Genomic DNA, 25,808 nt, shown 5'->3' on the forward strand with positions numbered 1-25,808 from the left:
TGTTGCGTGTTTTAAGCACCTAATTTAGCAAATACAAACCGAATAGAAAATCCGCGAGGATTTTCGTAAGTAGGCTTGCACTAGCAATTAATTTTATACGGTGTTGTACACTGGCTTTAGTTCAATATATATATTAATGAAAAAATTGAAATAAAAATCCACAAAGTTAGTGCGAATACAATGGGTTTCATTCCTGTAGATTTCAAATCTTTTATAGAAATGGTAGAACCTACAAGAAACAATGTTATTATTAATAATCGTTTAGCCATTAATACAATAAAATTAGTAGCTGGTTCAGGTAAAATATGGTAACTATTAATAATAATCGCAATAATAAATAAAACAATAAAGTAAGGAATTTTTATTTTTTCTCCTTTTGTTTTGAATAGAAACATTGAAAAAATTGATAAAGGGATAATCCACAAAGTTCTAGATAGTTTTACTGTTGTTGCTATTCTCAAGGCTTCGTCTCCATAACCTAGCGCAGCTCCGACTACCGAACTTGTATCGTGTATAGCAATAGCACACCATAAGCCAAATTGTTCTTGTGTTAAATTTAGAAAATGACCGACTGCAGGAAACACAAACAACGCAATAGAGTTTAATAGAAATACGATACCTAAAGCAATACTTATAGTTTTACTTTTAGCTTTAATTACTGGGGAAATTGCAGCAATTGCGCTTCCACCACAAATTGCTGTTCCAGATGTAATTAGATGACCTAGTTTTAAATCTAACTTCAAAAGTCTTGTTAACAACAAACCTAACGATACGGTTAAAAATATTGAATATATAGTTAAACTTAATCCCTCTTTACTTGTTTCCAAAGTTTCTTTGATAAACATCCCAAAGCCCATCCCTACAACCGAAATTTTTAGAAAATAATGAATTGCTTTATGACTGTATGCTTTAAATGGATTATTGAAAATAAGTGTATATACAAAACCAAGTAACAATGCAGTTGGACTGTTTATAATGCCTAAAAGGGCAATAATAATTATAAGGAAGTAAACTATTTTTGAAAAAATCTCTTTCATATCATTTAGTATTATTTGATACAAAAGTAGACTGAATTAATAACCTTTAAGCAAATTAATTGGTTGTTTGAGATAACTAAAAGTTATAGTTAAGCCGAATATATTTTTCGAAATATTCCACGGTATTTGAAAGATAACCTGTTCTTTTTACAAAATAAAACCACCTTTCAATACTTAAATCTTTAATATCTATAATTTTGAGTTTATTATTTAACAAATCTTCAGTGATAGCACTAATTGAAAGAAGTGCATAATCATCAGAATTGTATAAATAATTTTTAATAGCTTCAGTACTGTTTAAAGTTACTGCTACATTAAGCTTTTTGATATTATTTTCCAATAAAAATTTATTAATAATTACTTTAGTTCCAGAACCTTTTTCACGTTCAATCATTGGAATTCTTTGCAACTTTTCGATATCGATACTTCCTTTTTTAAAAGAATTATTATTAACATTGGTTACGAGGACAATTTCATCTTTAATAAATTTTTCAAATTGTAATTTTGGATTCGAAATACTTCCTTCAGTAATTCCGAAATCAATTTCCTGATTCAAAATTAAATTTTCAATATTTTCAGAATTATTACTGATTATGTTAAAATTTGTTTCAGGAAATTGTACTCTAAACTTCGCAATTATTTTAGGTATAATGTAGTTAGACAAGGTTGTGCTTACTCCGAAGTTTATTAGTTTTGGGAAGGTTTCTTTCTTATGTAGAAACTGTTCGTCCATTTCAGAATAGATAGCTAAAATTTTATTAACGTATATAAGAAATGACTTTCCTTCCTTGGTCATTTCTATCGAGTTTGTTTTTCGAATAAATAACGTTGTTTTATATTCTTGCTCTAAATTTTTAATTGCCTTGGATATAGCAGGTTGTGAAATATACAATTGCTCGGCAGCTTTTGTGAAGCTTAAATGTTTAGCAACAATTTTGAATATATGTAATTTGGTTTTCATCAGCTTGTGTACAACATGTGGATAAACACACTAGTGTGTTTATCTATATTATGTTTATGTTTCTAAAAGTAGTTAAAATTTTTACAAACTCATTGGGTTTTATGGTGATTTGTGTGCTGTGTTATTGCTGGAGTGCTTGTTTAGGTTCTGCACCAGGTGTAGCATGACACGGTAGTTTGAGGGTATAAAAAAAACCACGAACACTATAGCATTCGTGGTTTTTAGAATTGGCCTGATGTGGCCTAGCATTTGGGGTATTAAAAACGAATACGCTTAAAACTTAAACTACTTATTTGGTGATACTGCGGGCTGCTGGCACCAAAGATGGCTTTTACGGCACGTTTTGCAGCCAGAAAGGTATCTACATAGCCTTTTATGGGTTCGTTGAAGAACTTGTTACGCTCTATGCGTGAGGTGCTCCATACGGCTTGTGCGGTGCTTACGGCATTGTTGGTGGTTTTCATGGCATCGCGTTTGTTTGTGAGTGCGGTGAGTTGCAGCTCGGGTATGTTGGGCTGATACTGGGTGCAGGTTGATAGCACATTAATAAGGTCTGTAAGGTGCTGAATTTGCTCTGTAAATGAGGTTTGACTAGCACTGATGTGTTTTGCGGTGCTGTTAGGGTTTATCTTGATGATACGTTGCCCACGGATTTTTAGTACATAATGCTTGGCTTTGTCTATGGTTGCTAGTGGTGCGCCAGAGGCTTTTAGCTCGTTTAGGATGCGTGTTGCTAGTGTTTTGAGGTTGCCATACACATCTTGACGGGCTTGTATGGTGTTCTTTTTTTCTTGCATTTTGGCACGGGCGCTGTCTAGGAGGTCTTGCCCTGTGGTGTTCATGGTTTCAAGGCTAGCTACGGCAATGGCGGTATTGCTGGGGTTGTAATTGGTGCCATAGGTAATGAGGTAGTCTACTACTTGTATACCGTGGGTGATGTTGAGCGCCATACCGGTTTCGTAATAGCCTGAGGTACGTGCTTGTTTGAGCTGGGGTTGTTTTGTAACATTTTTGCTTGTTACAGGCTGGGTACTGGTGGTTTGTGGTAATTGGATTTTGTGTTTTTCCAATAGTTGTTTTGGCATTTGTGCCGCTTGGTTGATTAGTTCGTTGGCTGTTTGCGTTTTAGAACTGTTTTTTACTTGTGTCTTCATAATTTTTTAGTGTTTATGTTATTTAAAGACTCGGGTTTGGTCATTTTCCGTTTTTTTTATACAGGCGTTACTGCCACGACCATGCGGTATAGCCTGTGTTTTGGCTATTAATTGAAAGGGAGTGTGTGTTTTTGGCTTTTGGTTGTATCTCGCGGGATATTGGTTAATTGCCTTAAAACGAGGTGAATATAGAAAAGGTTTTTGAGATACGCAAAGTTTTTATCGATAAAGTGTTGTTTTTGTTCGATGAAATGCGTTTTTAATTGGTAAAAGGAGGCTTTATGGGTTGGCCTTTTTTTTTATTTAGAGTTCGAATTTTTAGCTTGTTTACAGCGTGCTTATATAAGAATAGTTGTGTGTTTTAATCACTAAAGTTGGCAAATAAATCACAGATAGAAAGTCCGGGAGGATTTTTGTAAGTAGGCTAGAACTAGCAATGAACTATAGCCGGTGTTGGCAAATCGTTGTTTTTTTTCAGAGTTCAAATTGTCCAGTTAAATTTCGTTTTCAGATTTTTAGCGTTTGAGTAAATTCCGTCAGCGTTATATTCCGCTTTGTTTTTCAATACCATTTGAGTGAGCAATTCCGAAACTTGCTTTATTCCACACACACAATTCGGTTTTGATTAATAATTCAAATAATATTTGTAACAAATTCAATACTTTTTCGTCTTACAATTACACTTAAATACTTTACAATATGCGCAATTTTCTAAAATCATTCAAACAAAAATTTATTCAATTTTATAAGTGCGAATTAAAAACCTTTAATAGAATACTTGGAATTAAATAAATAATTCCGATGTGATTCTTATTTCTCGTCTGAGTGAGCAATTCCGCATTCAGTAAAGTTTTTCAATTCCTATTCCACAATCTTGCTAAAAAATCCGCTGTAATTTTTTATTCCTAATTTGAGTAAAGTTTCAGTGTTTTCTTGTCAAAAAACGATTTTTATAAACTCTAATTTTTGGATTCAGAGTGCGTTCCGTCAATGAATGGCAACGTGTTTGGCTATGATTTCGTTGCGTGGTTTAGCACGTAATTTAGCAAATAAATCACAGATAGAAAGTCCGCGAGGATTTTTGTAAGTAGGCTAGGACTAGCAATAAATTATATACGGTGTTGGCAAATCGTATTTATTTAGAATTCAATTAATTCATTCTTTCTTTTCCACTTTTTTTTTATTTTCCGAAAAATTTTCTAAACAGTCATCTAACTTATTGCCTTTTGAATGAATACACTCACAAAATTCATTTCCAATATTTTCATATTTGGTATTAGCATATTGTTTTTTACAATCGGATAATGAATTTCTTGGCATAATATCAAATCCTTTTAGAAATATTAAAATTGTAAGTCCAAAGGTTAAAGCAACTCCACCAAAAAACAGAAATGGGAATTTATTGTTCCATTTTTTTGGTCGCTTTACAATACCATAATCTGGCATATTTTTAAATGGTAAAATATATTTTAACTTGTCATAATTCCAAACGAGAATATACAAATTTGCTAAAACCATTAATGGTGCAGAAATAAATGAACCTTCAAATCGTACAGCGAAAGAAAGAATACAAATATTCACTATTATTGGAAAATAGAGTATTGCTCCTAAAGTGACAGTTCGAGGTACTAGCAATAAAACGGCTGAAAAAACTTGAGCATAACCAATGAAGTGATAATAATATCCTGTGCGATGCAGTGCAGTTAGATATGCTCCCATCGGATGAATTTCCGACAAACCGCTAGCAAATCGTTCGTCAATTATTTTTGTTATTCCCGCAACTATAAATCCTAGAGCTAAAGTCAGTCGGCAAAAAATTGAAAAATACCAATACCATCTGTTTGCTTTAATTTTCAGGTAAAATTGGTCGAATTTAGTCAGATTGTTCAATTATTCACGATTTTTATTAGATTACGCGCAACGTGTGGATAAACACACTAGTGTGTTTATGTATATTATGTTTATGCTTCTAAAAGTAGTTAAAATTTTTACAACCCCATTAGGTTTTAAGTTTAATTGTGCGTTGGGTTGGTAGTAAATGAATACTGAATAGATACTAGTGCGCTTGCAAACTTTTAGGTATGGTGAAGCTAAATTTTTGTAAGCGCGTTAGTAATTACAACAAATTATGTGAGGTGTTATGCTTTTTATCAGTAAGTGCCTTGTTTTTCTATTGAGACACCACTACTTTTTTTCCAGCAGCAACTGTAGGTTGACAAATTTGCTATAGCTCTAGCTTTTGCTTCTGAATAAGAAGAAGAGCTGGCTCCGAGTCCGTAATCGGTTTTATTATTTCCGTCATAGCTTTTATATGTTCCTTTAACAACAACATAGTAACCACTTGAAACGGAATGCCCGCATTTTGAGTTACAGTCTTGTGTGTAAACTTTTTTGTAGCCTTTGTTTTCAAGATGTTTTCTTGCTGCCATTTTACAGTCCCATGCACTTCCATTTCCCCAAGATACTCTCCATTCAACAGCGGAACCATTGTTTTTTGCAACGGCTATACCTATTTGTGCTTGAATTTTAGAAATACAAGCAATTACTATAATTCCCATTAGGATAAATCTTTTTTTCATTTTATTAAGTTTTAGTTAAAGCCTTACTTTGTTTTTTTTGAGATTGTTCAGGTCAAATTCTTATCTCGTAAACTTTATTGTTTAGGTTTTCTAATAAATAAATAAAACAGAAAGTAGTCAATACCTATAATTGGGTATTTTGCTAATTGTAAATAAATCATATTGCCAAGAAGCAATATAAGTTAGGCTAACTAAATTGTGATTACTGATAGCTGGTTGACGTGTTTTAGCTAGAAGTGTAGCTGAATTTGCTGACCAAGCGCATTGAAAGATAGGTTCTTTTTTTTTAAGTAATAGGACGTGAATACATTGCGGTTATGCATTGTTGGCAACTGGCTTTTAATTTGTTTTTACTGAACCTGAACACATATCGCCTTCCTCAATTCCATTAAGCCAAACTTTTAGTTTTTTAGTTCTTTCTTCAGTTAATTCTTTTAAGTAAAAAGCTCTGCACATAGGATGTGATGAACCATAATAGGGTGCTTTATAATTCGGATATTTCATTTCTAATTCTGAATCACGAAATTTTATCCAAATACGTTGTGATTTTTTTAGGTTTTCTATGAAAATTGAATCTGATTTATATGTAGTAAGAATCTTATTATAAACATTGTTTAATTCTTTGTCAGCTTCATGAAATAAATCATAAGCTTCTTGATTCATTTCTGCTTGCGTTTGTGAGAAACAATTAAAAGTCAAAGTTAGAATTATAAAGGCTAATATATTTTTCATTCGTTTTTTTAGCTTTTAGTCAATGTGTTTGTATAACCGTCAGTTACGGGTTTTAAAATACTATTTTTCGATTAAGCACTGACGCTCGGAATTCCGAGTGAATTCGGACGTAGTCGAATCCGCCGTAATTGCGGTTATACATTGTTAGGTGCAGTTTTTATTTTTATCAGACTCAAAATCAAAAGTCCGATTAACATAATATTTGTCCAAAATGCAAAACTTTTCATTTGTTCGCTTTTGTCCGTTTTAAATGTCAATTCCTTTGCGATTGCTATTTTGTCTTGGTCACTATTTTTATTTTCTGTTATTTTAAAATCAAACTCACTTTCTTTATTTGTAACAACATTTAAGTAATCAATTCCGCCACTTGCATTTTTCCCAACAAGCCAAAATTCAGTTGTTCCATCATTCTCGAACCAAAAGTCAGACGTTTTATTTGGTTTTAAATTTTTGTCAAAAGTGACATAATTTTCTTTTCCGTTCCATTCGTTGTCCCAAAAAGCTATGGAATAAATTTTTAAGTTTTTATCAGTCAGATTTTCAGTCCGAACATTTACTGGCGTTGAAGCACCAAATGAGTCGTCAAACAATGAATTCAATCCTAAAGCAGAAAGTCCGATTACAATTCCGAAAATTGTAAGCATTTTTAAACCACTCTTTTTGTCAGATGAAGCAAAATATCTAATCAGTAAAATTAGAATAAGTAAAAAAGCTGAAAATAGTAGTATGTTCATTTTTTAAATTGGTGGCAACATATAGATAAACACACTAGTGAGTTTAACTATATTATGTTTATGCTTCTAAAAGTAGTTGAAATTCTTAAAAACTGATCTGGTTTTATGGTTATTTGTGAGTTGGTAGTTAGTGTTTTAGAGATAGCTTGTCTCCTAAATCATTAATCTTGTAAAAATTATTGTTTTCAATTAGTAATCCTTTAGTTTTTCCAGAGTTCATTTCTAAACCGTGTTTCACATCTATTTTAATAACTTTACCATTATAATCAGTTTGTATATCATTAACAAGCGAGTGGCCAATTACAATTTTTGAGGCTTTAAAATGCTTTAAAATAGCATTTACAGTTTCTTGTGTTGTTGGGTTAATATCAATACCACTAGCTTTAAGCGCAAGTTTATGTTTGGTATCTAAATTAAGCCTTCTGTCCCAGAAAGGACTATTTATTCCGCTGACAATAATTTCGTCTCTATCATTTTCGATATTGGTTTTTGAAGGAACCTTGCCGTAATATTTTCTTGCAATTGTATTTAACTCGCTAATATCATAAGCGTTTTCTAAATGGTATTTATTTAATCCTCCGTGAACAAAAATGATGGTTCCAATTTTTTCAACAATATTTTTAGTGCGTAACCATCTTCCTAATTCTGAATCTTGGCTGTATAATTGTTTTATAGATGTATTCCAGTTTTTTGTTTTACAGATTTGTTTTGCCGCGTGAATATACTTTTGATCATTATATTTTATATGGCCGTATAGGTTCATGATTTCATGGTTTCCCATAATGAAATGTACCTTTCCGCCATGTAATAGTGCCTGATTTTCTAAATGATATATAAGCCAAAGTACTTGTGTTACTTCAGAACCTCTATCAAAAAAATCTCCGTTGCATACTAAATGCCCATCATTAAAAATCCAATTGGCTTGTTTGTCAATAACATTGTTTGCTAATAAAAAGCTATATAATGCGTCAAAGTTTCCTTCTATATCAGAAATAGCTATTAGCTTTTTGGGCATGTCATAGTGGTCATTTTCTTGGCTTAAGTTTTTATTGAGCGACACAGTAAAGCTAGGAAGGCTTGTGTTGTTAGTAACAACTGTAAGAGGTTTTGAAGTATCAAGTTTTATTTTACTTAACGCATTGTTTTTAGATATAGAGAAAACAGAATCTTTATAAACATATGGGCCATCTGCACCATTAAATTTTGTTTCTATGGGTTGATTTATTTTAAAACCAAATGGTTTGTCGTTTTTCCAAAACGCATTTATACCAGACCAATAAAAATTATAAATTCCTTTTTCGGTGTCAGTATCTTGATAGCCCAAAATTATTGTGGTTATCGTCATATAGAGCGCAAATAGAATAAGACACCATTTTAATATTTTTTTTAATACACTTTTCATGTTATGATATTTTTATGTAATCAGCTTTACAGGTTGATATTGATCTGTTTACATATCAGTATAAGTGTGTGTGAATTTGTTACAAAAAATAAATGGTTAGTGGATTTATCTTGCTTTTGAATTGTATTATTGTAGTTGACGTAAACCTTCGTAAACAATAATGCTTACTGCATTTGATAGGTTTAAGCTACGTATGTGCTCACTGTATAAGGGAATTTTAAATAATTGATCTTGGTGTTGCTCTGTGATATTTTTGGGTAAGCCAACAGATTCTTTACCAAAAACTAAAAATAGATTGTCTTCAAATGCAATATCCCAATGTTGTTTCTTGCCGTGACTAGAAAGAAACACCATGTTTGCATTGTTGTTTTTCTGAAAAAAATCATCAATATTATCATAATAAATAACATCAAGATGTTGCCAATAATCTAATCCTGCACGTTTTAGTCTGGAATCATTTATTTCAAAACCAAAAGGTTTTACAAGGTGTAGCTTTGATCCTGTTGCTAATGCTAATCGGCCTATGTTTCCTGTGTTGTTAGGTATTTCGGGTTCTATTAAAACTATGTTTAAAGACATATTTTTTAAATTGTAAAAAGCTGTAAATATAAAAACCTATTCGGTAATGAATAGGTTTTAAGGAGTGTTTATGTGTTTTTTAAAAAATTAGCTTTTGTTTTGCTGTTCTTTAATGGTCTCTTTATCAATATCAAACTGGTTTGTTTTTTGATTGGTGTTACCAGTAGGATTTGTAGGATTGTTTTGTTCTTTTTTAGGTTTAAATTTTCTTTTATCTTCAATAGTTCCCATAATATTTTTGTTTTTTGATTCACTATAATTTAATGAATTTTAAACGGAATTTTATTAAAACTATCTTAAAATCAGGATCTTATTTGTTTGGTGAATTCGTTAATGGTCTCAACACCATTATTTTTTATATGTTTTATAAAAGCACTGCCTATAATGGCGCCTTTAGCATACGTTGTTGCTTGCGTAAATGTTTCTTTATTTGATATACCAAAACCTATAACCTGTGGGTTTTTTAGGTTCATATTTTTAATGCGTTCAAAATATTGTGTTTGCTCGTCACCAAACCCAGTTTTACTTCCAGTAACACTAGCGCTACTAACCATATAAATGAAACCGTTTGATATGCTATCTATAAAACGAATGCGCTTTTCAGAGGTTTGTGGTGTAATTAAAAACACATTGATAAGTCCGTAGCTCTCAAAAATAGACTTATAATGTTCGTGATATACATCAACAGGTAAATCAGGAATGATGAGTCCATCTATGCCTATTTCATTACATTTTTTGCAAAACGCTTCAACTCCAAATTGCAATATTGGATTAAAATAACCCATGATAATTAGTGGAATAGACACACTTTTTCTGATGTCTTTTAATTGTTTAAAAAGCACTTCGGTTGTCATACCATTTTTTAATGCTTGCGTAGAGCTTGCTTGAATGGTAGGGCCATCAGCTAGAGGATCACTAAAAGGAAGTCCTATCTCTATCATATCAACACCACTTTTCTCAAGGTCTTGAATTATTTCAACTGTATCATTGAGGTTTGGGTAGCCTGCAGTGAAATATATAGAAAGTAACTTTTTATCTTCGTTAAGTTTATGTTGAATTCTGTTCATCGTTATAAATTAAAATGCTTAATATATGTTGCTAAATCTTTGTCGCCACGACCAGATAGACTCACGACTATAATATCATCTGGTTTGAATTTTTTCTGTTCAAAAACAGCAAGCGCATGTGAGCTTTCAATAGCAGGAATAATACCTTCTAGTTTACATAGATCTAAACCAGCATTCATGGCTTCGTTATCTGTTACAGCAATAAATTCAGCGCGACCAGATGTGTATAAATGTGCATGCATAGGTCCTACGCCAGGATAATCTAATCCGGCAGAGATAGAGTAGGGCTCGGTAATTTGTCCGTCTTTAGTTTGCATAAGAAGTGTTTTACTACCATGTATAATGCCTTCTCTACCTAATACAGATGTTGCCGCGCTTTCTCCAGAGTGTATTCCATGACCAGCAGCTTCAACCGCTATAAGGTTTACATGCTCGTTTTCTAAAAAATGATAATAAGCACCCGCAGCATTACTGCCACCACCAACACAAGCAATAACATAGTCCGGATTGGTTTTTCCTTCGTGTTCTTTAAGCTGCCATTGAATTTCTTCAGAAACCACAGATTGAAATCTGGCTACCATATCTGGATAAGGATGCGGACCAACAACACTGCCTATGATATAATGCGTGTCAATAGGATTGTTTATCCAATCTCTTATAGCTTCGTTAGTTGCGTCTTTTAAGGTTTTGCTTCCTGATGTTGCAGGCACAACGGTAGCGCCCAGCATTTTCATTCTAGCAACATTAGGCGCTTGTCTAGCAATGTCAATTTCTCCCATGTAAACAATACATTCTATTCCCATTAATGCACAAACTGTTGCCGTGGCAACACCATGTTGACCAGCACCTGTTTCAGCAATAATTCTTGTTTTGCCAAGGCGTTTTGCCATAAGAATTTGTCCAATAGTATTGTTTATTTTATGAGCGCCTGTATGGTTGAGGTCTTCTCGTTTTAAATAAATTTTAGTCTGGTATTTTTCAGATAGACGCTTGGCAAAGTAAAGCGGAGAAGGTCTGCCAACATAGTTTTTTAAAAGCTCATCAAACTCGGTTTTAAAACTAGGTTCGTTCATTACCTTAAGGTAGTTTTGACGTAACTCTTCTACATTTGGATAAAGCATTTCTGGAATGTATGCGCCTCCAAATTCTCCATAATAGCCTTTTTCGTTTATATTGTAGTTCATAATTGTGTGTTGAATTCTTGTAGTTTTTCTAAATTTTTTAAACCGGGTTTGTCTTCAAATTTGCTGTTTACATCTATGGCATAGCAATATTTTGAAGCCGTTGTTTTTGTAAATGCATGTATGTTTTTTAATTCATCCAGTCCTATGCCGCCACTTAAAAAATAAGGTTTTGTAGATGGATAATTATTAAGAACCTCCCAATTAAATACATAACCATTTCCGCCGGGCAATTTTCCTTTGGTATCAAAAAGAAAGTAATCGCAAACGGTCTCATAGGGTTTTAAAGTATCAAAGTTGAATTGGTCTTTTATTGAAAATACTTTAATGATTTCAATAGAATGGCTTAATAAGGTTTGCTTTAATTCGTTGCAAAAATCAACAGATTCGCTTCCGTGAAGTTGAATAACATCTAAACCGTGTTTTTTTACTTTTGATACTATGTAACCGCTTTCGGCATTCACAAAAACACCAACTTTTTTTATCTCTTTTGGTAGTTCAGGAATATCACCTTCAAAATACCTACTTGAGTTTTTGTAGAAGATAAAACCTAGATAGTCAGGCTGCAAGTTGGCAACTTTAGTGATGTTGTCTTGATATTTCATGCCACATATTTTTAGCTTCATAACTTTAGAGATTCTATAAATTGTTTAGCATTTGCACCAGGATTATCAGTTTTCATAAAGTTTTCTCCAATTAGAAATCCTTTGTAGCCAAAAGGCTGTAAGGTTTTTATAGCATCAATAGAGCTGATACCACTTTCTGAAACTTTTATAAAGTCGTTAGGTATTAGTGAGCTTAAACTTTTGCTAGTTTCTAAACGTACTTCAAAAGTTTTTAGGTTTCTATTATTGACGCCAATCATATCCAAACTAGGCATGATAGATTTATGTAACTCTTCTTCATTATGAACTTCTAAAAGTACATCAAGGTTTAAGCTTTTTGCTAATTCAGAATATTGCTTAATCTGATCTTTGGTAAGAATGGCTGCGATAAGTAAAATAGCATCTGCGCCATGAGCTTTAGCCTCGATAATTTGATAAGAATCGATAATAAACTCTTTTCGGAGCAAAGGTATATTGCAGCTGGCTCTTGCTATTAGTAAATCATCTAGAGAACCACCAAAATATTTGCCGTCAGTTAAAACAGACATGCCACAAACATCAGCCTTTTCATAGCCTGAAGCAACATCATACACATTGAGTTTGTGATTTATGACTTCTTTTGAAGGCGAACGGCGTTTGTGCTCTGCTATAATTCCGGTTGTACTTTTTGATAAGTTTTTTGCAAGTGAAATGGTAGCTCTTTCAAATAAAACAGATTGTTCTAACTGCTTTACAGGTATTAGAGACTTTTTTATCTTAACTTCTTGTCGCTTATCAATGACTATGTTATTAAGTATATCCATAAATTATTGGCTTAAAGCTACGAGCTTATCAAAACGCTTTTTTGCATTTCCGCTCATTAATGATTGTTTTGCTAATTCAAAGCTTTCTTGAATTGATGTGTTTTTTACTGTAGAAATAGCCAAAGCAGCATTAGCGCAAACAACATGATTTTGAGCTTCGGTGCCTTGACCTTGTAAAACATGCATGAAAATTTTAGCAGAACTCTCAATAGAATTTCCACCATGTATGGCATTTTGGTTTAATGTGTCTATCCCAAAATCTGACGGGTTTAAAACAAGCTCTGTATTGTTGTTAGTGATTTTTGCAGCTCCAGTAAGAGAGATTTCGTCATAACCGTCTAGTGCATGAACAATATTATAGTTTTTATCTGTGGTTTGATATAAATAGCTGTATAAACGAAGTAATTCTAAACTAAAAACACCAACCATTTGATTTTTTGGAAACGACGGATTAACCATCGGACCAAGCATATTAAAAAATGTTTTTACACCTAAATCACGACGAATAGGCGCCACATTTTTCATAGCAGGGTGAAATAAAGGTGCGTGAAGCACACAAATACCAGCGTCATCTAAACAGGTTTTTAAAAACGAAATATCATTACTGAATTTTATGCCTAAATATTCTAATACGTTTGAAGATCCGCAAGCAGAAGAAACCCCATAATTACCATGCTTTGTAACATTTACATCAGCACCAGCTGTTACAAATGATGCTAGTGTTGAAATATTGAAAGTGTCTTTGCCATCTCCGCCAGTACCGCATAAATCAACTGCATTGTAGGCGTCTAAATTTACAGGGATACAAAGTTCTAGCAAGGCATCTCGAAACCCTTGTAACTCTTCTATGGTAATATTTCGCATCATATACACGGTTAGGAATGATGCAATTTGACTTTGATTATAATCTCCTTTAGAAATATTAACAAGAACTTGTTTTGCTTCTTCGGTAGAGATGCTTTCTTGATTTATAAGTCTGTTTAATATATTTTTCATAATGATTTCTGTAAAACTGAAAGATTTTTAATTTTTTAAATTCAATGATTAGATTTTAAGAATTAACCCAATTTTCTAACATTTTTTTTCCGTCAGGTGTTAACACAGATTCTGGGTGAAATTGCACGCCTTTAACATCATATATTTTATGACGTAACGACATGATTTGTCCGTTATCATCAAAAGATGTTGCTTCAAGCGTTTCAGGAAGTGTTTCGTTTACAACCCAAGAATGGTAGCGACCAACACTTATGGTTTTATCCAGTCCTTTGAATAAGGGTTCATCATCAACTGTAACGGTAATGTTTGTAGCAACACCGTGGTAAACAGCTTCTAGGTTTATAAGAGAACCGCCAAAAACTTCGCCAATAGCTTGTTGACCCAAGCAAACGCCAAGAATGCTTTTGGTAGCCGCATATTTTTTTATAATAGGTTTTAACAAGCCAGCCTCGTCAGGAATTCCAGGTCCTGGAGATAAAACAATTTTATCAAAGGCTTCAACATCGTCTATATGAAGTTGGTCATTTCGTTTTACTGTAACGTCACAATCTAAATCTTCTAGGTAGTGTACCAAATTGTAGGTAAAACTATCGTAATTGTCAATAACTAATACTTTTTTCATAATTAAATGGTTTCTGCAAGTTCAATGGCTTTTGTTAAGGCGCCTAATTTATTATACACTTCTTGAAGTTCGTTTTCAGGGCTTGATTTAGATACAATTCCTGCGCCAGCTTGCCAGTGTAGCTGATGATTTTTACTTAAAAACGTTCGTATCATTATGGCGTGATTAAAATTTCCTTCAAAATCCATAAAACCAATAGCGCCGCCATAAAAATCTCTACTTGTTTTTTCATACTTTTCAATCAATTGCATGGCTTTATGTTTTGGAGCTCCGCTTAAAGTACCAGCGGGAAAAGTGTCAGCAACAACTTGCATGGTTGTTGAATTTTCATGTTTTTTGCCTGTAACTTTACTTACTAAATGGATAACATGAGAGAAAAATTGTACTTCTCTGTATGTTTCAACAGAAACTGCATTGCCGTGACGGCTTAAGTCGTTTCTAGCCAAATCAACAAGCATAACGTGTTCGGCATTTTCTTTAATATCTTCTGATAGTTTTTTTGCTAGTTCAGCATCTTTCTCATCGTTTCCTGTGCGTTTAAATGTACCTGCGATTGGATGAATTTCAGCTTTGCCTTTACTGACTATGAGTTGCGCTTCAGGAGAGCTGCCAAAGATTTTAAAATCGCCATAGTCAAAATAGAACAAGTAAGGCGACGGATTAATACTTCTTAAGGCACGATATACGTTAAACTCATCGCCTTTAAATGCTTGAGAGAATTTTTTAGAAAGCACCAGCTGAAATACATCACCACGAGCACAGTGTTTTTTAGCTAACTCTACGTGTTCTTTATATTCGTCATCAGTTAAATTAGAAGTTGTTGCGCCATCAACTGAAAAATTAAAACCAGCATAATTTTTAGACGTTATAAGTTGATAAATTTCATCTATGTTATTGTCAGTGTCAAAACAATGAGCAAAAATATATGCTTCGTTTTTATGATGATTTATGGCGATAATATTTTGGTAAACGGCATAGTATATGTCTGGAATATCTTGATGATTTGCTTTTTTTGAAATGTCAATGTTTTCAAAATAGCGAACAGCGTCGTATGCCATGTAGCCAAAAACACCATTATTTATAAATTTAAATGTTTTGTCAGCGTTCACTTTAAAACGTTGTGTAAACTTGTGTATTCTTTCGGTAACATTTACTCCCGGTTTTATATTAGTAGTTAGTTGACTATTGTCTGGGAATTGTTCAGTAATAATCTCATTTTTAACTTTTATAGATGCAATAGGATTGCAGCATATATATGAGAAGCTATTATCATTTGCATGATAGTCACTACTTTCTAATAAAATACTGTTAGGATACTTGTCGCGTATTTTCAAGTATATGCTAACAGGAGTAATAGTGTCTGCAAGTATTTTTTTGTAGTGTGTGTATAAACTAAATGTTTTCATTTGTTTTATAAATTAAAAAAGGCTTGTCGTGAATGACAAGCCTTTCTGGATATTTTAAAATTTAAATATACGATAGGGTTAATTCACGAAATTTGTGTTTCGGAATTGCCACCACCAAGTATTATTTAAAATTATATTCATTTGATCTGTTTGTAGGCCTCAAATATAGAAATGAAATTGTAAAAACACAATGTTTTTTTTGATAAATAATAAGGCATCAGCTTATTTGTATAAAAATTTGTTAAACAGATACACTTTATATCTATGAATATTTAATTTTAACTTATGAAGTATTTAAAATATATTATAGTTTTAGTATTGTTTGGGTGTAACAACCAAAATAAATCTGAACAAGTAGAACAAGTCATTCCTGAAACAGATCAAACTCCAAAAGAAGTTTCGCTAGAAGTTTATGATTTTAACGGCGTAGAACCTTATTTAAATAAAAAAGATGACACTGTTTATGTTGTTAATTTTTGGGCAACTTGGTGTGCACCTTGTGTTAAGGAACTCCCTTATTTTGAAAAAATAAACAAAACCTACAAGGATAAGAATGTTGAAGTTATATTAGTGAGTTTAGATTTTCCTAATCAATATGAAAGCAAACTAAAACCTTTTATACAAAAAGAAAAATTACACTCTAAAATATTAGTGCTTAATGATCCAGATTCTAATGCTTGGATTCCTAAAGTGTCAGAAAACTGGTCAGGTGCTATTCCTGCCACATTAATTTACAATAAAGATAAACGACAGTTCTATGAAAAGTCGTTTAACTATAATGAGTTAGAAACCGAATTAAAACAATTTTTAAACCAATAACTTATGAAAACACTAAAAGCAACCATTGCAGTTATGGCATTAGTACTTTTTTCAGCTTTTACAATTACTAACGAAGGCGGTTATAAAGTAGGAGATATAGCTACTGATTTTAAATTAGAGAATATTGATGGTACAATGGTATCATTAGCAGATTATAAAGATGCTAAAGGTTTTATTGTGATATTTACTTGTAATACATGTCCGTATGCTGTGGCTTATGAAGATAGAATAGAAGCATTAAACAAAAAATATGCAAGCAAAGGTTATCCAGTAATAGCTATTATGCCTAATAACGTAAGCGTTAAACCAGGAGATAGTATGGAAGCTATGCGAGCAAGAGCAAAAGAAAAAGGGTTCACTTTTCCTTATTTAATGGATGCCGGACAAAAAATTTATCCGAAGTATGGCGCTACAAAAACACCACATGTTTATGTGCTTCAAAAAACAGACAAAGGAAATCAAGTAAAGTATATTGGAGCCATAGATGATAACTACCAAGATGCGAATGCTGTAAACAAAAAGTATGTTGAAGATGCCGTTGATGCCCTTTTAGCAGGAAAAGAAGTTCAAGAAACACACACAAGAGCCATAGGTTGTACTATAAAAGTATAATCATTGCATAAACTTATCAAGTAAAAAATTAAAAGCCGAAGTACAAACACTTCGGTTTTTTTTATGTCATTTTCATAAAGAAACAGTAATTTTGTAGTAAATTTAAACACAATATTATGGCAGATTTAACACAAGACCAATGGCAAGAGCAATTATCAAATGATGCAGATGCCGTTATTCTAGATGTAAGAACAGATGAAGAGCTAGAAGAAGGTTTTATACCTAATGCAGTTCATATTGATATATATCAAGGACAAGAGTTTATAAATCAAGTAGAAGCTTTAGATAAGAACAAAACCTATTATGTGTATTGCAGATCAGGAAATAGAAGCGGACAAGCTTGTGCCATAATGAGTCAATTAGGATTCACACAAACCCATAACCTTTTAGGAGGATTTAACGAATGGGAAGGTGACGTAGCAAACCATTAAAAACATATAAGTTATGAAACATTTAGCAACTACTTTAAGTTTGATGTTGTTTTTTAGCATACTATTAAGCTGTCAAGAAATAAAAAAAGAAGGTAATATAGAAGTTATCACAGCCGAAGAAATGCAAAGCATATTAGATCTTGAAGACATTCAGTTGGTAGATGTAAGAACTCCTGAAGAGTTTAAAGAAGGCTTTATAGCAAATGCTCAAAATATAGATTATTTTTCAGATACTTTTGATGAAGATATAGAGAAGCTAGATAAAAGCAAACCTGTTATTGTTTATTGTAAATCTGGAGGCAGAAGTGCAAAATGTGCAGATAAACTTTTAGAAGCAGGTTTTGTTAAAGTCTATGATTTAGAAGGAGGTATTTCTAAATGGAAACACAAAGGTCTCAATATAAAAACATTTGAATAAAAAAAAGCTCTCCAAATTGGAGAGCTTTTTTTTTTGAGAATTCCTTTAAGAAAAAATAATAAGCAATTTTTATAATAATAATTTGACCAATTATAAATGTGATTATATTTGTAAGAAAAATATTATAAAATGAAGCATATTAAACACATATTCAAAATACTTTTACTACTAGTTACTCTATTTACTTTGTCTTGTTCTAATGAAGAAGTAAGTATCACGCCAAATCAAATTAACACTCCAGTACAAACACCAACAGATGAAGAAGATAGTGGTAGTACAATTCAAGAAATGATTATTGGTAATTGGGAGGAAACAAATGTGACTCATGATGGAGTTGTTAGTAACTCTCAAATTATTTGTAATAATGAAAGAGAACAATTTAGGTTTCAAACCACATCAGGTTTTACTGAAAGAAGTTTTGATGATTATTGTGAAGAGGTACTTGAATCAGGGACTTACACAATAAATTCTTCTGAATTAGTTTTGACATTTTCAGGACAATCTTCAGATGTTTATCAAATTGAAGAGTTAAATGAGACAGAATTAGTGATTAGTTTTAATGATGGAGGTATTGTTGTAGAAGAAACTTATATTAAAATCTAAAAAATATATACCGGCAATTTAATTTTTATTGTCCTCTAAAAAACAAAACCCTTGAATTTATAGTAAATTCAAGGGTTTTTTGTGGAGTCGGAGAGAATCGAACTCTCGTCCAAACAAGCCATTAAAGAGCTTTCTACACGCTTATTCTTTTCTTGTTTTTTCGATTATAAGCTGGTTAAAGACAACCTACGTATAACTTATCTTCTTAAATTTCGAAAGTAAATCGAAGCACTTTACAATCTATATTGACATTTACGATGCCTCAAAAAGGAACGCCGTCAATCAAGGCTTTCCGGAGACATTTAGCTTGTACACCTTGTGTACCTAGGCAAATCTTACTATGATTCAGATTAAGCAGCTAAAGCGTAGTTATTCTCGCCGTTTAAAAGTTTGACCTAGCCTTTTACGCGTTTCAAAGTCATTACGCGACGTGCTTACCGTTTAATTGATCTCGCTGTCAAAACCAGTCGACCCCAATTAGTTTTTTTCAAAGCATTTTTTGAAAAAGGATAGCGAAGTTACTAAAAAAAGTTGTGCAACAGTCTAAATCCACGTATTTTCGTGCAAAATCTATACCAAATATCTTATTGTCAGGTTAGATTTGTATCAATAAACACTTATAATTTCAACATATGAGTATCAAGTTTGCCATTATAAAGGAACGAAAAAATCCACCAGATAGACGTGTGGTTTTCTCTCCAGAAAAGTTAGCAGAAGCAAGAACACAGTTTCCTGAAGCTGAATTTGTAATAGAATCTAGTGACATTCGTATTTTTCCGGACGAAGCATACAGAAAATTAGGTTTTACTGTAACTGATGATGTGTCAGACTGTGATGTCATGTTAGGTGTAAAAGAAGTGCCAATATCAAATTTAATCCCCGATAAAAAATATTTCTATTTTTCTCATACTATAAAAAAGCAACCTTATAACAGAAAGCTTTTACAGGCAATGCTTGAGAAAAACATTGAAATGTTTGATCACGAAACTATAGTGAAGAAAAGCGGAGCAAGATTAATAGGTTTTGGTCGTTATGCAGGATTGGTAGGTGCCTACAATGGTTTTAGGGCATTAGGCTTGAGAGATGGTTTGTTTACATTGCCTAAAGTAGAAACATTAGCCGATCTAGATGAGGTAAAAGCAGAGTTAGATAAAATCACGTTGCCTAGTAACTTAAAGATTTTGCTTACAGGAACAGGGAAAGTGGCTTATGGTGCAAAAGAAATTTTAGATCATTTAAAAATAAAAGAAATAAGTGATGCTTTATATTTAACATCGTCATTTACAGAACCTGTTTATGTTATGGCAGATGTCATGGAGTATGCAAAACGCAAAGATGGAAAAGTAGGAGATAAGTACGCTTTTTATAAAGACCCTACAGGTTATGAAAGTAATTTTATGCCTTATGCAAAAGAAACCGATTTTTTTATTGCTGGTCATTTTTATGGGAATAATGCACCGTATCTGTTTACAAGAGATGATGCTAAAAAAGCAGCGTTTAAAATCAATTTAGTAGCCGATGTGTCATGTGACATTGATGGTCCTGTGGCGTCAACTATAAGACCTTCAACTATTGCAGATCCTTTTTATGGATATGATCCAGAAACAGAACAAGAAGTTGCCTTTGATGCAGAAAATGCTATTACAGTTATGGCAGTTGATAATTTACCATGTGAGTTACCTAAAGATGCAAGCGAAGGTTTTGGAGACATGTTTTTAGAGCATGTTATTCCTGCTTTTTTTAATAATGACGAAAAAGGTATTTTAAAACGAGCTAGAATAACACAAAAAGGTAAATTAACAGATCGATTTGCTTATCTGCAAGATTATGTAAATGGTAATTAATACAATTTTTATAGAGTTAAAATGAGTAAAACAGCTTTAATTACTGGAGGTGCATCCGGATTAGGATACGAATTAGCACTGTTATTAGCCAAAGACACTCACAATCTAGTGTTGGTTGATATAAATTCTGATAATTTAAAACAAGCCAAACAAACAATAGAAGCAACCTATTCTGTTGATGTACAAATTCTACAAAAAGATTTGAGTGTGCAAAATGCAGCGGTTGATATTATGGATGCCGTAGGCCATGCAAAAATTGATGTTTTAATTAACAACGCTGGTTTTGGATTGTTTGGAACATTTCACTCAACAGATTGGGAGCGTGAAGCACAAATGCTAAATCTTCACGTGATGACAACAACGCATTTAACCAAGTTGGTTTTAAAGGATATGGTTGCATCAGGTTCTGGTAGAATTTTAAACTTATCATCATTAGCGGCATTTCAACCTGGACCACTTATGTCATTGTATTATGCTACCAAAGGCTATATTTTATCATTTTCAGAGGCGATTGCTAACGAGCTAAAAGGTACTGGAGTTACAGTCACAGCTTTGTGTCCTGGGCCAACAAAAACATCTTTTCAAGAAGTTGTTTCTAGTGACTCATCAGAAAACAAAATTAAATTTAACATGGCTGATGCAAAATCAGTTGCATTGTATGGTTATCAAGCCATGATGAAAGGAAAAACGTATGCTATTCCTGGGAAGTTTAATAAGTTTTTAGCAACACTGCCGCGTGTTATTCCAAGGAATATAGCAACGAATATTGTTAGAAATATCCAAGAAAAGAATAGAAAAGAGTAACCTGTAATAATTTAGGCTTTTATTTTTAAAGTCTTAAAACACTTGTGTTTTGTAACCATAAGGTAAAACCAAAATATTAGTTCTATCGTTGTCTTAAAGCTATTTTAGCAGAGGTTTATATTCTGTAAATTATTTTAAATGAAATTTTTCAGCATTTATATTAACTTCAAAAAGCTTTAAAGTGAATTGTTAATCCTTTTCGTGTTGTTTCTATGTGCTTTTTGTGTATATAGGCAACCTAATTTTATTGCTTTTATAGGGTTTTATTAAATTCTAAAAATAGATCCAAAGCTAATAATGCTTTGGCCAAACCAGAAATGTTGAGACGCTCTATCAGCAGAATTATTGGTAGTTCTAATGTCTGACATATTAATAAACCCACCTTTTAAATCACCTTGAATAAAAAAGTGTTTAAAGAATGTAAGGTTTAAACCTGCGGTAGCAGATATGCCGTAACCAGAAACATGAAACTCATCATATCTTGGTTTTAATAAAAGTGTCGTGTTGGTTTTTGGGTATAAAACACCAGCACCAGCACCACCAGTAATATTAATTTGGAAAACATCTGTGTTTGTAATTTTTAAAAGATGAGAAATATCATCGCGTCTACCAAATTCTGCAAAAACATAATTTAATCCGTTTGTGTGCTCAAACATTAAAAAATCCCAAGTGGCTTGTTTAGGCTGATTTTGATAAAGTCCATTATGGTATGCTCCAGGATCACTAGGGTTTAATGAAATATAGCCATCAACATTTACAAATTGATTTTGAGTCATGACATATTTCATATGATCTACTCCTACAGCAACATAATACTTATCATTAATAAAGTAACCTATTTTTAAATTGGTTTGAGGAATTGTAAGTCTTGTTGGGTTTATGTAATCAATGTGCCATCCTTTAGGTTTATCTTCAGCTTTTACATCTCTTAAAGTAAAATTATAATTATCTCCAGTAAAGGTAATGTCAGATTTAGAATATGTGTCTCTATTTCCGCCCCAACTAACAAAGAATTTACCTTTGTTAGATTGTGAGTATTTTGGTGCGGTTATGTTGTCTTGGGCAGTTGACTTTTGTGAAGTAAGCAATAGAATTCCTATTACTAACAACGTAGTTTTTAATGTTTTCAATGAATTGTGTAATTAGCTTAAAAAGCATTTATGGTTTTGCGTATAGCAACCAAATTAGTTAGTAATTTTTCAAGATTATCAAGGTGTAGCATATTAGCGCCATCACTTTTTGCATTTGCAGGATCAAAATGTGTTTCAATAAATAAGCCATCAACATTATTTACAACTCCTGCACGAGCTATGGTTTCTATCATGTCTGGTCTTCCTCCAGTTACTCCAACTGTTTGGTTAGGTTGCTGAAGTGAGTGAGTAACATCAAGTACAACTGGTGCATAGTTTCTCATAGTAGGAATGCCTCTAAAATCTACAATCATATCTTGATACCCAAACATGGTGCCTCTGTCTGTAATCCAAGCTTTATCGCTGCCAGAATCTTTTACCTTTTGTACAGCATGTTTCATAGCTTCAGGACTCATAAACTGTCCTTTTTTTAAGTTTACAACTTTGCCTGTTTTGGCTGCAGCTACAACCAAATCAGTTTGTCTAACTAAAAAAGCGGGTATTTGTAATACATCAACATACTCGGCAGCTTTTTGAGCATCAGAAACTTCGTGAATGTCTGTTACTGTTGGTATGTCAAATGTGTTTGATACTTTTTGAAGTATTTTTAAAGCTTTTTCGTCTCCAATTCCTGTAAAACTATCAATTCTACTTCTGTTGGCTTTTTTAAAGCTTCCTTTAAATACATAAGGAATTTGTAGCTTATCTGTTATAGAAACTACTTTTTCAGCAATACGTAAAGCCATATCTTCGCCTTCAATGGCACATGGGCCACATAAAAGGAAAAAATTGTTAACTTCAGTATGCTTTATTTTAGGTATATCTTGAAGTTTCATTTAGTTATGATTTCATATTTCAAGATGCAAAGATACGTATTTAAAAGGTTTTTTTTATGCTATTTCTTATCATCCATAAAGCCATAGCAAAATTTGTGAAAACAAATAAGCCGCTATACATTATAAACTTTTCAATAGAACATGAAAAATTGATAATGTTTAGGACTTCTGATAAGTAAGCAAGTATTAAATATGATGATAAACACACAAAAATAATACCTAAAGAAAAGTTCAATTTTTTACTAGGTTTTATAAGTTGCCAAATAAACGGAATACCGAATAATAAGATTGGGTAAGCGGTAATTCCTTCGCTTCTATTTACTCTAGTAAACCAATACGCTATAATCGCTATAAAGTATAGGTAGGGTATAAATTTAGAATATTTGTTAATCAATTTCATCTGTAAAGGGTTTGTAGGGTTCAGATGTAAATCGCCTGTGACAAGCACAAGTTGGTTAAAAAAGGCTATTTACTATTAATTAATTTGTTTAACGAAATATACAGATGAAAATTGTGTTTTTTATCGACTATAACATTTAATTAACTAAATATGAAAATATAAAAGTAATTATATCAAAATATAGCGTACCTTTGCACGCTTAAAATAAGGCACAGTATTATGGCTCAAATAAAAAACATTGCAATTATTGCTCACGTAGACCACGGTAAAACAACCTTGGTTGATAAAATTATGTACCATTGTCAGTTATTTCGTGAAAACGAGAATACTGGTGATTTGATTTTAGATAACAACGATTTAGAACGTGAACGTGGTATCACAATTACGTCTAAAAATGTTTCTGTAATTTATAAGGACACTAAAATCAATATTATTGATACGCCTGGTCACGCCGATTTTGGTGGTGAAGTAGAACGTGTGTTAAACATGGCAGATGGTGTACTTTTATTAGTTGATGCTTTTGAAGGACCAATGCCTCAAACGCGTTTTGTACTTCAAAAAGCGATTGATTTAGGTTTAAAACCTTGTGTCGTTGTAAATAAAGTAGATAAAGAAAACTGTACTCCAGAAGAGGTTCATGAAAAAGTATTTGACTTAATGTTTGAACTTGGAGCAGAAGAGTGGCAATTAGATTTTCCAACCGTTTATGGTTCAGCAAAAAATAACTGGATGAGTGATGATTGGAAAAAGCCATCAGAAAATATTGAGCCATTATTAGATATGGTTATAGAGCACATTCCTGCACCAAAAATTCCTGAAGGAAATACACAAATGCTTATTACGTCATTAGATTTTTCATCTTTTACAGGTAGAATTGCTATTGGTCGTTTAACACGAGGTCAGTTAAAAGTAAATCAAAATATTTCTTTAGTAAAACGAGATGGTTCTGTAGTTAAGTCTAAAATAAAAGAACTTCATGTTTTTGAAGGTTTAGGACGTTTAAAGGTTGACGAAGTTCAAGCTGGAGATATTTGTGCTATAGTAGGTTTAGAAGGTTTTGAAATTGGAGATACAGTTGCAGATTGGGAAAATCCAGAAGGCTTAAAAACAATTGCTATTGATGAGCCAACAATGAGTATGTTATTTACTATTAACGATTCTCCTTTCTTTGGTAAAGATGGTAAATTTGTAACTTCTAGACATATTAAAGAGCGTTTAACAAAAGAGCTTGAAAAGAATTTAGCACTTCGTGTTGAAGAAACTAACAGTGCTGATAAGTTTATGGTTTTTGGACGTGGTGTATTACACTTATCTGTTTTAATAGAAACAATGCGTCGTGAAGGTTATGAATTACAAATAGGGCAGCCACAAGTTATCATTAAAGAAATTGATGGCGTAAAATGTGAACCAGTTGAAGAAATGACTATAGATTTACCAGAAGAAGTTTCAGGAAAAGCTATAGAAATGGTAACTATGCGAAAAGGAGAAATGTTAAGCATGGAAGCTAAAGGAGAACGTATGGTTTGCGAATTTATAGTGCCATCTAGAGGTATTATTGGGTTACGTAATCAGTTACTAACTGCTACGGCTGGAGAAGCTATTATGGCTCACCGTTTTAAAGAATACCAACCATTAAAAGGAGGTATTCCAGAACGTCAAAACGGATCGTTAGTATCAATGGAGAAAGGTCAAGCAATTCCTTATTCAATTGATAAGCTACAAGAGCGTGGAAAGTTTTTTATAGATCCAGGAGAAGATATTTATGAAGGTCAAGTTATTGGTGAGAATTCTCGTGGAGACGATATGGTTGTAAATGTTACAAAAACTAAAAAGTTAAGTAACGTACGTAGTGCTGGTGCTGATGATAAAGCAAAAATTGTTCCTGCAATTAAGTTTTCACTAGAAGAGGCTTTAGAGTATATTCAAAAAGATGAATATGTAGAGGTAACGCCAAATCACTTAAGAATACGTAAAATTCTTTTAACAGAAGTAGAACGAAAAAGAAATAAGTCTATCTAGTTCTCTTAAACATAGAAAAACAATAAAAAAGGAA

At 32.6% G+C, this 25,808-nt stretch carries 28 protein-coding genes and 1 other RNA gene; 8 read left to right on the forward strand and 21 right to left on the reverse strand.

Annotation, left to right across the window (positions count from 1 at the left end; genetic code table 11):
- Positions 1-116: 116 nt before the first annotated feature.
- From ACN5J3_RS07640 to ACN5J3_RS07720, 17 genes are all read right to left on the reverse strand, one after another.
- Positions 117-1,037, reverse strand: a complete 921-nt coding sequence (locus ACN5J3_RS07640) for a YeiH family protein (protein WP_418511345.1) — start codon at positions 1,035-1,037, stop codon at positions 117-119.
- Between the two features lie 76 nt (positions 1,038-1,113).
- Positions 1,114-1,998 carry a LysR substrate-binding domain-containing protein gene (locus tag ACN5J3_RS07645; protein WP_418511346.1) on the reverse strand — a complete coding sequence of 295 codons (885 nt, stop codon included), beginning with the start codon at positions 1,996-1,998 and terminating at the stop codon, positions 1,114-1,116.
- 257 nt (positions 1,999-2,255) lie between these two features.
- Positions 2,256-3,152, reverse strand: a complete 897-nt coding sequence (locus ACN5J3_RS07650; RefSeq protein ID WP_418511348.1) for a hypothetical protein — start codon at positions 3,150-3,152, stop codon at positions 2,256-2,258.
- Positions 3,153-4,307: 1,155 nt separating this feature from the next.
- The gene (locus ACN5J3_RS07655) at positions 4,308-5,042 is read right to left on the reverse strand and encodes a DoxX family protein (RefSeq protein WP_418511349.1); all 735 of its coding nucleotides are present in this window, start codon (positions 5,040-5,042) and stop codon (positions 4,308-4,310) included.
- A 260-nt stretch (positions 5,043-5,302) separates the two neighbouring features.
- Positions 5,303-5,731: a hypothetical protein gene (locus ACN5J3_RS07660; RefSeq protein WP_417289916.1), complete on the reverse strand. Its 429-nt coding sequence runs from the start codon at positions 5,729-5,731 to the stop codon at positions 5,303-5,305.
- 339 nt (positions 5,732-6,070) lie between these two features.
- Complete coding sequence (locus ACN5J3_RS07665; protein WP_418509573.1) at positions 6,071-6,463, reverse strand: lysozyme inhibitor LprI family protein; 393 nt, start codon at positions 6,461-6,463, stop codon at positions 6,071-6,073.
- A gap of 134 nt (positions 6,464-6,597) precedes the next feature.
- The gene (locus ACN5J3_RS07670; RefSeq protein ID WP_418511350.1) at positions 6,598-7,107 is read right to left on the reverse strand and encodes a hypothetical protein; all 510 of its coding nucleotides are present in this window, start codon (positions 7,105-7,107) and stop codon (positions 6,598-6,600) included.
- 217 nt (positions 7,108-7,324) lie between these two features.
- Positions 7,325-8,599 (reverse strand): metallophosphoesterase, encoded by a 1,275-nt coding sequence (locus tag ACN5J3_RS07675; RefSeq protein WP_418511351.1) that lies wholly within the window; start codon positions 8,597-8,599, stop codon positions 7,325-7,327.
- A 126-nt stretch (positions 8,600-8,725) separates the two neighbouring features.
- Positions 8,726-9,178 (reverse strand): tRNA (cytidine(34)-2'-O)-methyltransferase, encoded by a 453-nt coding sequence (locus tag ACN5J3_RS07680; protein WP_418511352.1) that lies wholly within the window; start codon positions 9,176-9,178, stop codon positions 8,726-8,728.
- Positions 9,179-9,265: 87 nt separating this feature from the next.
- Positions 9,266-9,409: a hypothetical protein gene (locus tag ACN5J3_RS07685; RefSeq protein ID WP_417289920.1), complete on the reverse strand. Its 144-nt coding sequence runs from the start codon at positions 9,407-9,409 to the stop codon at positions 9,266-9,268.
- A 71-nt stretch (positions 9,410-9,480) separates the two neighbouring features.
- Positions 9,481-10,245, reverse strand: coding sequence for a tryptophan synthase subunit alpha (gene trpA, locus ACN5J3_RS07690; RefSeq protein WP_418511353.1), 765 nt, complete (start codon positions 10,243-10,245; stop codon positions 9,481-9,483).
- A gap of 2 nt (positions 10,246-10,247) precedes the next feature.
- Positions 10,248-11,429, reverse strand: coding sequence for a tryptophan synthase subunit beta (trpB, locus tag ACN5J3_RS07695; protein WP_418511354.1), 1,182 nt, complete (start codon positions 11,427-11,429; stop codon positions 10,248-10,250).
- The gene (locus ACN5J3_RS07700) at positions 11,426-12,052 is read right to left on the reverse strand and encodes a phosphoribosylanthranilate isomerase (protein ID WP_418511355.1); all 627 of its coding nucleotides are present in this window, start codon (positions 12,050-12,052) and stop codon (positions 11,426-11,428) included. Before ACN5J3_RS07700 ends, trpB begins: the two co-directional genes overlap by 4 nt.
- The gene (gene trpC, locus ACN5J3_RS07705; RefSeq protein ID WP_418511356.1) at positions 12,049-12,834 is read right to left on the reverse strand and encodes an indole-3-glycerol phosphate synthase TrpC; all 786 of its coding nucleotides are present in this window, start codon (positions 12,832-12,834) and stop codon (positions 12,049-12,051) included. Before trpC ends, ACN5J3_RS07700 begins: the two co-directional genes overlap by 4 nt.
- 3 nt (positions 12,835-12,837) lie before the next feature.
- Complete coding sequence (gene trpD / locus ACN5J3_RS07710) at positions 12,838-13,830, reverse strand: anthranilate phosphoribosyltransferase (protein ID WP_418511357.1); 993 nt, start codon at positions 13,828-13,830, stop codon at positions 12,838-12,840.
- 55 nt (positions 13,831-13,885) lie between these two features.
- Positions 13,886-14,452: an aminodeoxychorismate/anthranilate synthase component II gene (locus ACN5J3_RS07715; protein ID WP_344729480.1), complete on the reverse strand. Its 567-nt coding sequence runs from the start codon at positions 14,450-14,452 to the stop codon at positions 13,886-13,888.
- A 2-nt stretch (positions 14,453-14,454) separates the two neighbouring features.
- Positions 14,455-15,858: an anthranilate synthase component I family protein gene (locus ACN5J3_RS07720; RefSeq protein WP_418511358.1), complete on the reverse strand. Its 1,404-nt coding sequence runs from the start codon at positions 15,856-15,858 to the stop codon at positions 14,455-14,457.
- A gap of 285 nt (positions 15,859-16,143) precedes the next feature.
- Between ACN5J3_RS07720 and ACN5J3_RS07725 the strand changes: the two genes are divergently transcribed.
- From ACN5J3_RS07725 to ACN5J3_RS07745, 5 genes are all read left to right on the forward strand, one after another.
- Entirely contained in the window at positions 16,144-16,677 is a 534-nt protein-coding gene (locus ACN5J3_RS07725) for a TlpA disulfide reductase family protein (RefSeq protein WP_418511359.1), read from the forward strand.
- A gap of 3 nt (positions 16,678-16,680) precedes the next feature.
- A complete protein-coding gene (locus ACN5J3_RS07730; protein ID WP_418511360.1) occupies positions 16,681-17,289 on the forward strand; it encodes a thioredoxin family protein in 609 nt (202 codons plus the stop codon).
- 116 nt (positions 17,290-17,405) lie between these two features.
- Positions 17,406-17,720 (forward strand): rhodanese-like domain-containing protein, encoded by a 315-nt coding sequence (locus ACN5J3_RS07735; protein WP_344729488.1) that lies wholly within the window; start codon positions 17,406-17,408, stop codon positions 17,718-17,720.
- Positions 17,721-17,733: 13 nt separating this feature from the next.
- Complete coding sequence (locus ACN5J3_RS07740; RefSeq protein WP_418511361.1) at positions 17,734-18,138, forward strand: rhodanese-like domain-containing protein; 405 nt, start codon at positions 17,734-17,736, stop codon at positions 18,136-18,138.
- Between the two features lie 129 nt (positions 18,139-18,267).
- Entirely contained in the window at positions 18,268-18,741 is a 474-nt protein-coding gene (locus ACN5J3_RS07745; protein WP_418511362.1) for a lipocalin family protein, read from the forward strand.
- 79 nt (positions 18,742-18,820) lie between these two features.
- On the opposite strand, the gene ssrA is transcribed toward ACN5J3_RS07745, so the two are convergent.
- Positions 18,821-19,216, reverse strand: a transfer-messenger RNA (tmRNA) gene (gene ssrA / locus ACN5J3_RS07750).
- Positions 19,217-19,379: 163 nt separating this feature from the next.
- Here ssrA and ACN5J3_RS07755 point away from each other — a divergent pair.
- Complete coding sequence (locus ACN5J3_RS07755) at positions 19,380-20,585, forward strand: NAD(P)-dependent oxidoreductase (RefSeq protein ID WP_418511453.1); 1,206 nt, start codon at positions 19,380-19,382, stop codon at positions 20,583-20,585.
- A gap of 21 nt (positions 20,586-20,606) precedes the next feature.
- A complete protein-coding gene (locus ACN5J3_RS07760) occupies positions 20,607-21,389 on the forward strand; it encodes an SDR family NAD(P)-dependent oxidoreductase (RefSeq protein WP_418511363.1) in 783 nt (260 codons plus the stop codon).
- A gap of 266 nt (positions 21,390-21,655) precedes the next feature.
- Here the strand turns inward: ACN5J3_RS07760 and ACN5J3_RS07765 are convergent, their stop codons facing one another.
- Genes ACN5J3_RS07765 through ACN5J3_RS07775 form a run of 3 tightly spaced genes read right to left on the reverse strand, consistent with a single transcriptional unit; the run spans position 21,656 to position 23,755 of the window.
- Positions 21,656-22,519, reverse strand: coding sequence for a hypothetical protein (locus ACN5J3_RS07765; protein WP_418511364.1), 864 nt, complete (start codon positions 22,517-22,519; stop codon positions 21,656-21,658).
- A gap of 17 nt (positions 22,520-22,536) precedes the next feature.
- A complete protein-coding gene (kdsA, locus tag ACN5J3_RS07770) occupies positions 22,537-23,355 on the reverse strand; it encodes a 3-deoxy-8-phosphooctulonate synthase (protein ID WP_418509588.1) in 819 nt (272 codons plus the stop codon).
- Between the two features lie 40 nt (positions 23,356-23,395).
- Entirely contained in the window at positions 23,396-23,755 is a 360-nt protein-coding gene (locus ACN5J3_RS07775; protein WP_344729498.1) for a hypothetical protein, read from the reverse strand.
- 219 nt (positions 23,756-23,974) lie between these two features.
- Here ACN5J3_RS07775 and typA point away from each other — a divergent pair, with 219 nt between their 5' ends.
- Positions 23,975-25,774 carry a translational GTPase TypA gene (gene typA / locus ACN5J3_RS07780; RefSeq protein WP_344729500.1) on the forward strand — a complete coding sequence of 600 codons (1,800 nt, stop codon included), beginning with the start codon at positions 23,975-23,977 and terminating at the stop codon, positions 25,772-25,774.
- The last annotated feature ends 34 nt before the right edge of the window (positions 25,775-25,808 follow it).

Source organism: Corallibacter sp. (assembly GCF_048381695.1).
GTDB classification, from domain to species: domain Bacteria; phylum Bacteroidota; class Bacteroidia; order Flavobacteriales; family Flavobacteriaceae; genus Corallibacter; species Corallibacter vietnamensis.

What these genes read in the sequence shown, in the direction of transcription:
- ACN5J3_RS07640 (WP_418511345.1), bottom strand. Translation starts at nt 1,037, where the DNA reads ATGAAAGAGATTTTTTCAAAAATAGTTTACTTCCTTATAATTATTATT.
- ACN5J3_RS07645 (WP_418511346.1), bottom strand. Translation starts at nt 1,998, where the DNA reads ATGAAAACCAAATTACATATATTCAAAATTGTTGCTAAACATTTAAGC.
- ACN5J3_RS07650 (WP_418511348.1), bottom strand. Translation starts at nt 3,152, where the DNA reads ATGAAGACACAAGTAAAAAACAGTTCTAAAACGCAAACAGCCAACGAA.
- ACN5J3_RS07660 (WP_417289916.1), bottom strand. Translation starts at nt 5,731, where the DNA reads ATGAAAAAAAGATTTATCCTAATGGGAATTATAGTAATTGCTTGTATT.
- ACN5J3_RS07665 (WP_418509573.1), bottom strand. Translation starts at nt 6,463, where the DNA reads ATGAAAAATATATTAGCCTTTATAATTCTAACTTTGACTTTTAATTGT.
- ACN5J3_RS07670 (WP_418511350.1), bottom strand. Translation starts at nt 7,107, where the DNA reads ATGCTTACAATTTTCGGAATTGTAATCGGACTTTCTGCTTTAGGATTG.
- ACN5J3_RS07675 (WP_418511351.1), bottom strand. Translation starts at nt 8,599, where the DNA reads ATGAAAAGTGTATTAAAAAAAATATTAAAATGGTGTCTTATTCTATTT.
- ACN5J3_RS07680 (WP_418511352.1), bottom strand. Translation starts at nt 9,178, where the DNA reads ATGTCTTTAAACATAGTTTTAATAGAACCCGAAATACCTAACAACACA.
- ACN5J3_RS07685 (WP_417289920.1), bottom strand. Translation starts at nt 9,409, where the DNA reads ATGGGAACTATTGAAGATAAAAGAAAATTTAAACCTAAAAAAGAACAA.
- trpA (WP_418511353.1), bottom strand. Translation starts at nt 10,245, where the DNA reads ATGAACAGAATTCAACATAAACTTAACGAAGATAAAAAGTTACTTTCT.
- trpB (WP_418511354.1), bottom strand. Translation starts at nt 11,429, where the DNA reads ATGAACTACAATATAAACGAAAAAGGCTATTATGGAGAATTTGGAGGC.
- ACN5J3_RS07700 (WP_418511355.1), bottom strand. Translation starts at nt 12,052, where the DNA reads ATGAAGCTAAAAATATGTGGCATGAAATATCAAGACAACATCACTAAA.
- trpC (WP_418511356.1), bottom strand. Translation starts at nt 12,834, where the DNA reads ATGGATATACTTAATAACATAGTCATTGATAAGCGACAAGAAGTTAAG.
- trpD (WP_418511357.1), bottom strand. Translation starts at nt 13,830, where the DNA reads ATGAAAAATATATTAAACAGACTTATAAATCAAGAAAGCATCTCTACC.
- ACN5J3_RS07715 (WP_344729480.1), bottom strand. Translation starts at nt 14,452, where the DNA reads ATGAAAAAAGTATTAGTTATTGACAATTACGATAGTTTTACCTACAAT.
- ACN5J3_RS07720 (WP_418511358.1), bottom strand. Translation starts at nt 15,858, where the DNA reads ATGAAAACATTTAGTTTATACACACACTACAAAAAAATACTTGCAGAC.
- ACN5J3_RS07725 (WP_418511359.1), top strand. Translation starts at nt 16,144, where the DNA reads ATGAAGTATTTAAAATATATTATAGTTTTAGTATTGTTTGGGTGTAAC.
- ACN5J3_RS07730 (WP_418511360.1), top strand. Translation starts at nt 16,681, where the DNA reads ATGAAAACACTAAAAGCAACCATTGCAGTTATGGCATTAGTACTTTTT.
- ACN5J3_RS07735 (WP_344729488.1), top strand. Translation starts at nt 17,406, where the DNA reads ATGGCAGATTTAACACAAGACCAATGGCAAGAGCAATTATCAAATGAT.
- ACN5J3_RS07740 (WP_418511361.1), top strand. Translation starts at nt 17,734, where the DNA reads ATGAAACATTTAGCAACTACTTTAAGTTTGATGTTGTTTTTTAGCATA.
- ACN5J3_RS07745 (WP_418511362.1), top strand. Translation starts at nt 18,268, where the DNA reads ATGAAGCATATTAAACACATATTCAAAATACTTTTACTACTAGTTACT.
- ACN5J3_RS07760 (WP_418511363.1), top strand. Translation starts at nt 20,607, where the DNA reads ATGAGTAAAACAGCTTTAATTACTGGAGGTGCATCCGGATTAGGATAC.
- kdsA (WP_418509588.1), bottom strand. Translation starts at nt 23,355, where the DNA reads ATGAAACTTCAAGATATACCTAAAATAAAGCATACTGAAGTTAACAAT.
- ACN5J3_RS07775 (WP_344729498.1), bottom strand. Translation starts at nt 23,755, where the DNA reads ATGAAATTGATTAACAAATATTCTAAATTTATACCCTACCTATACTTT.
- typA (WP_344729500.1), top strand. Translation starts at nt 23,975, where the DNA reads ATGGCTCAAATAAAAAACATTGCAATTATTGCTCACGTAGACCACGGT.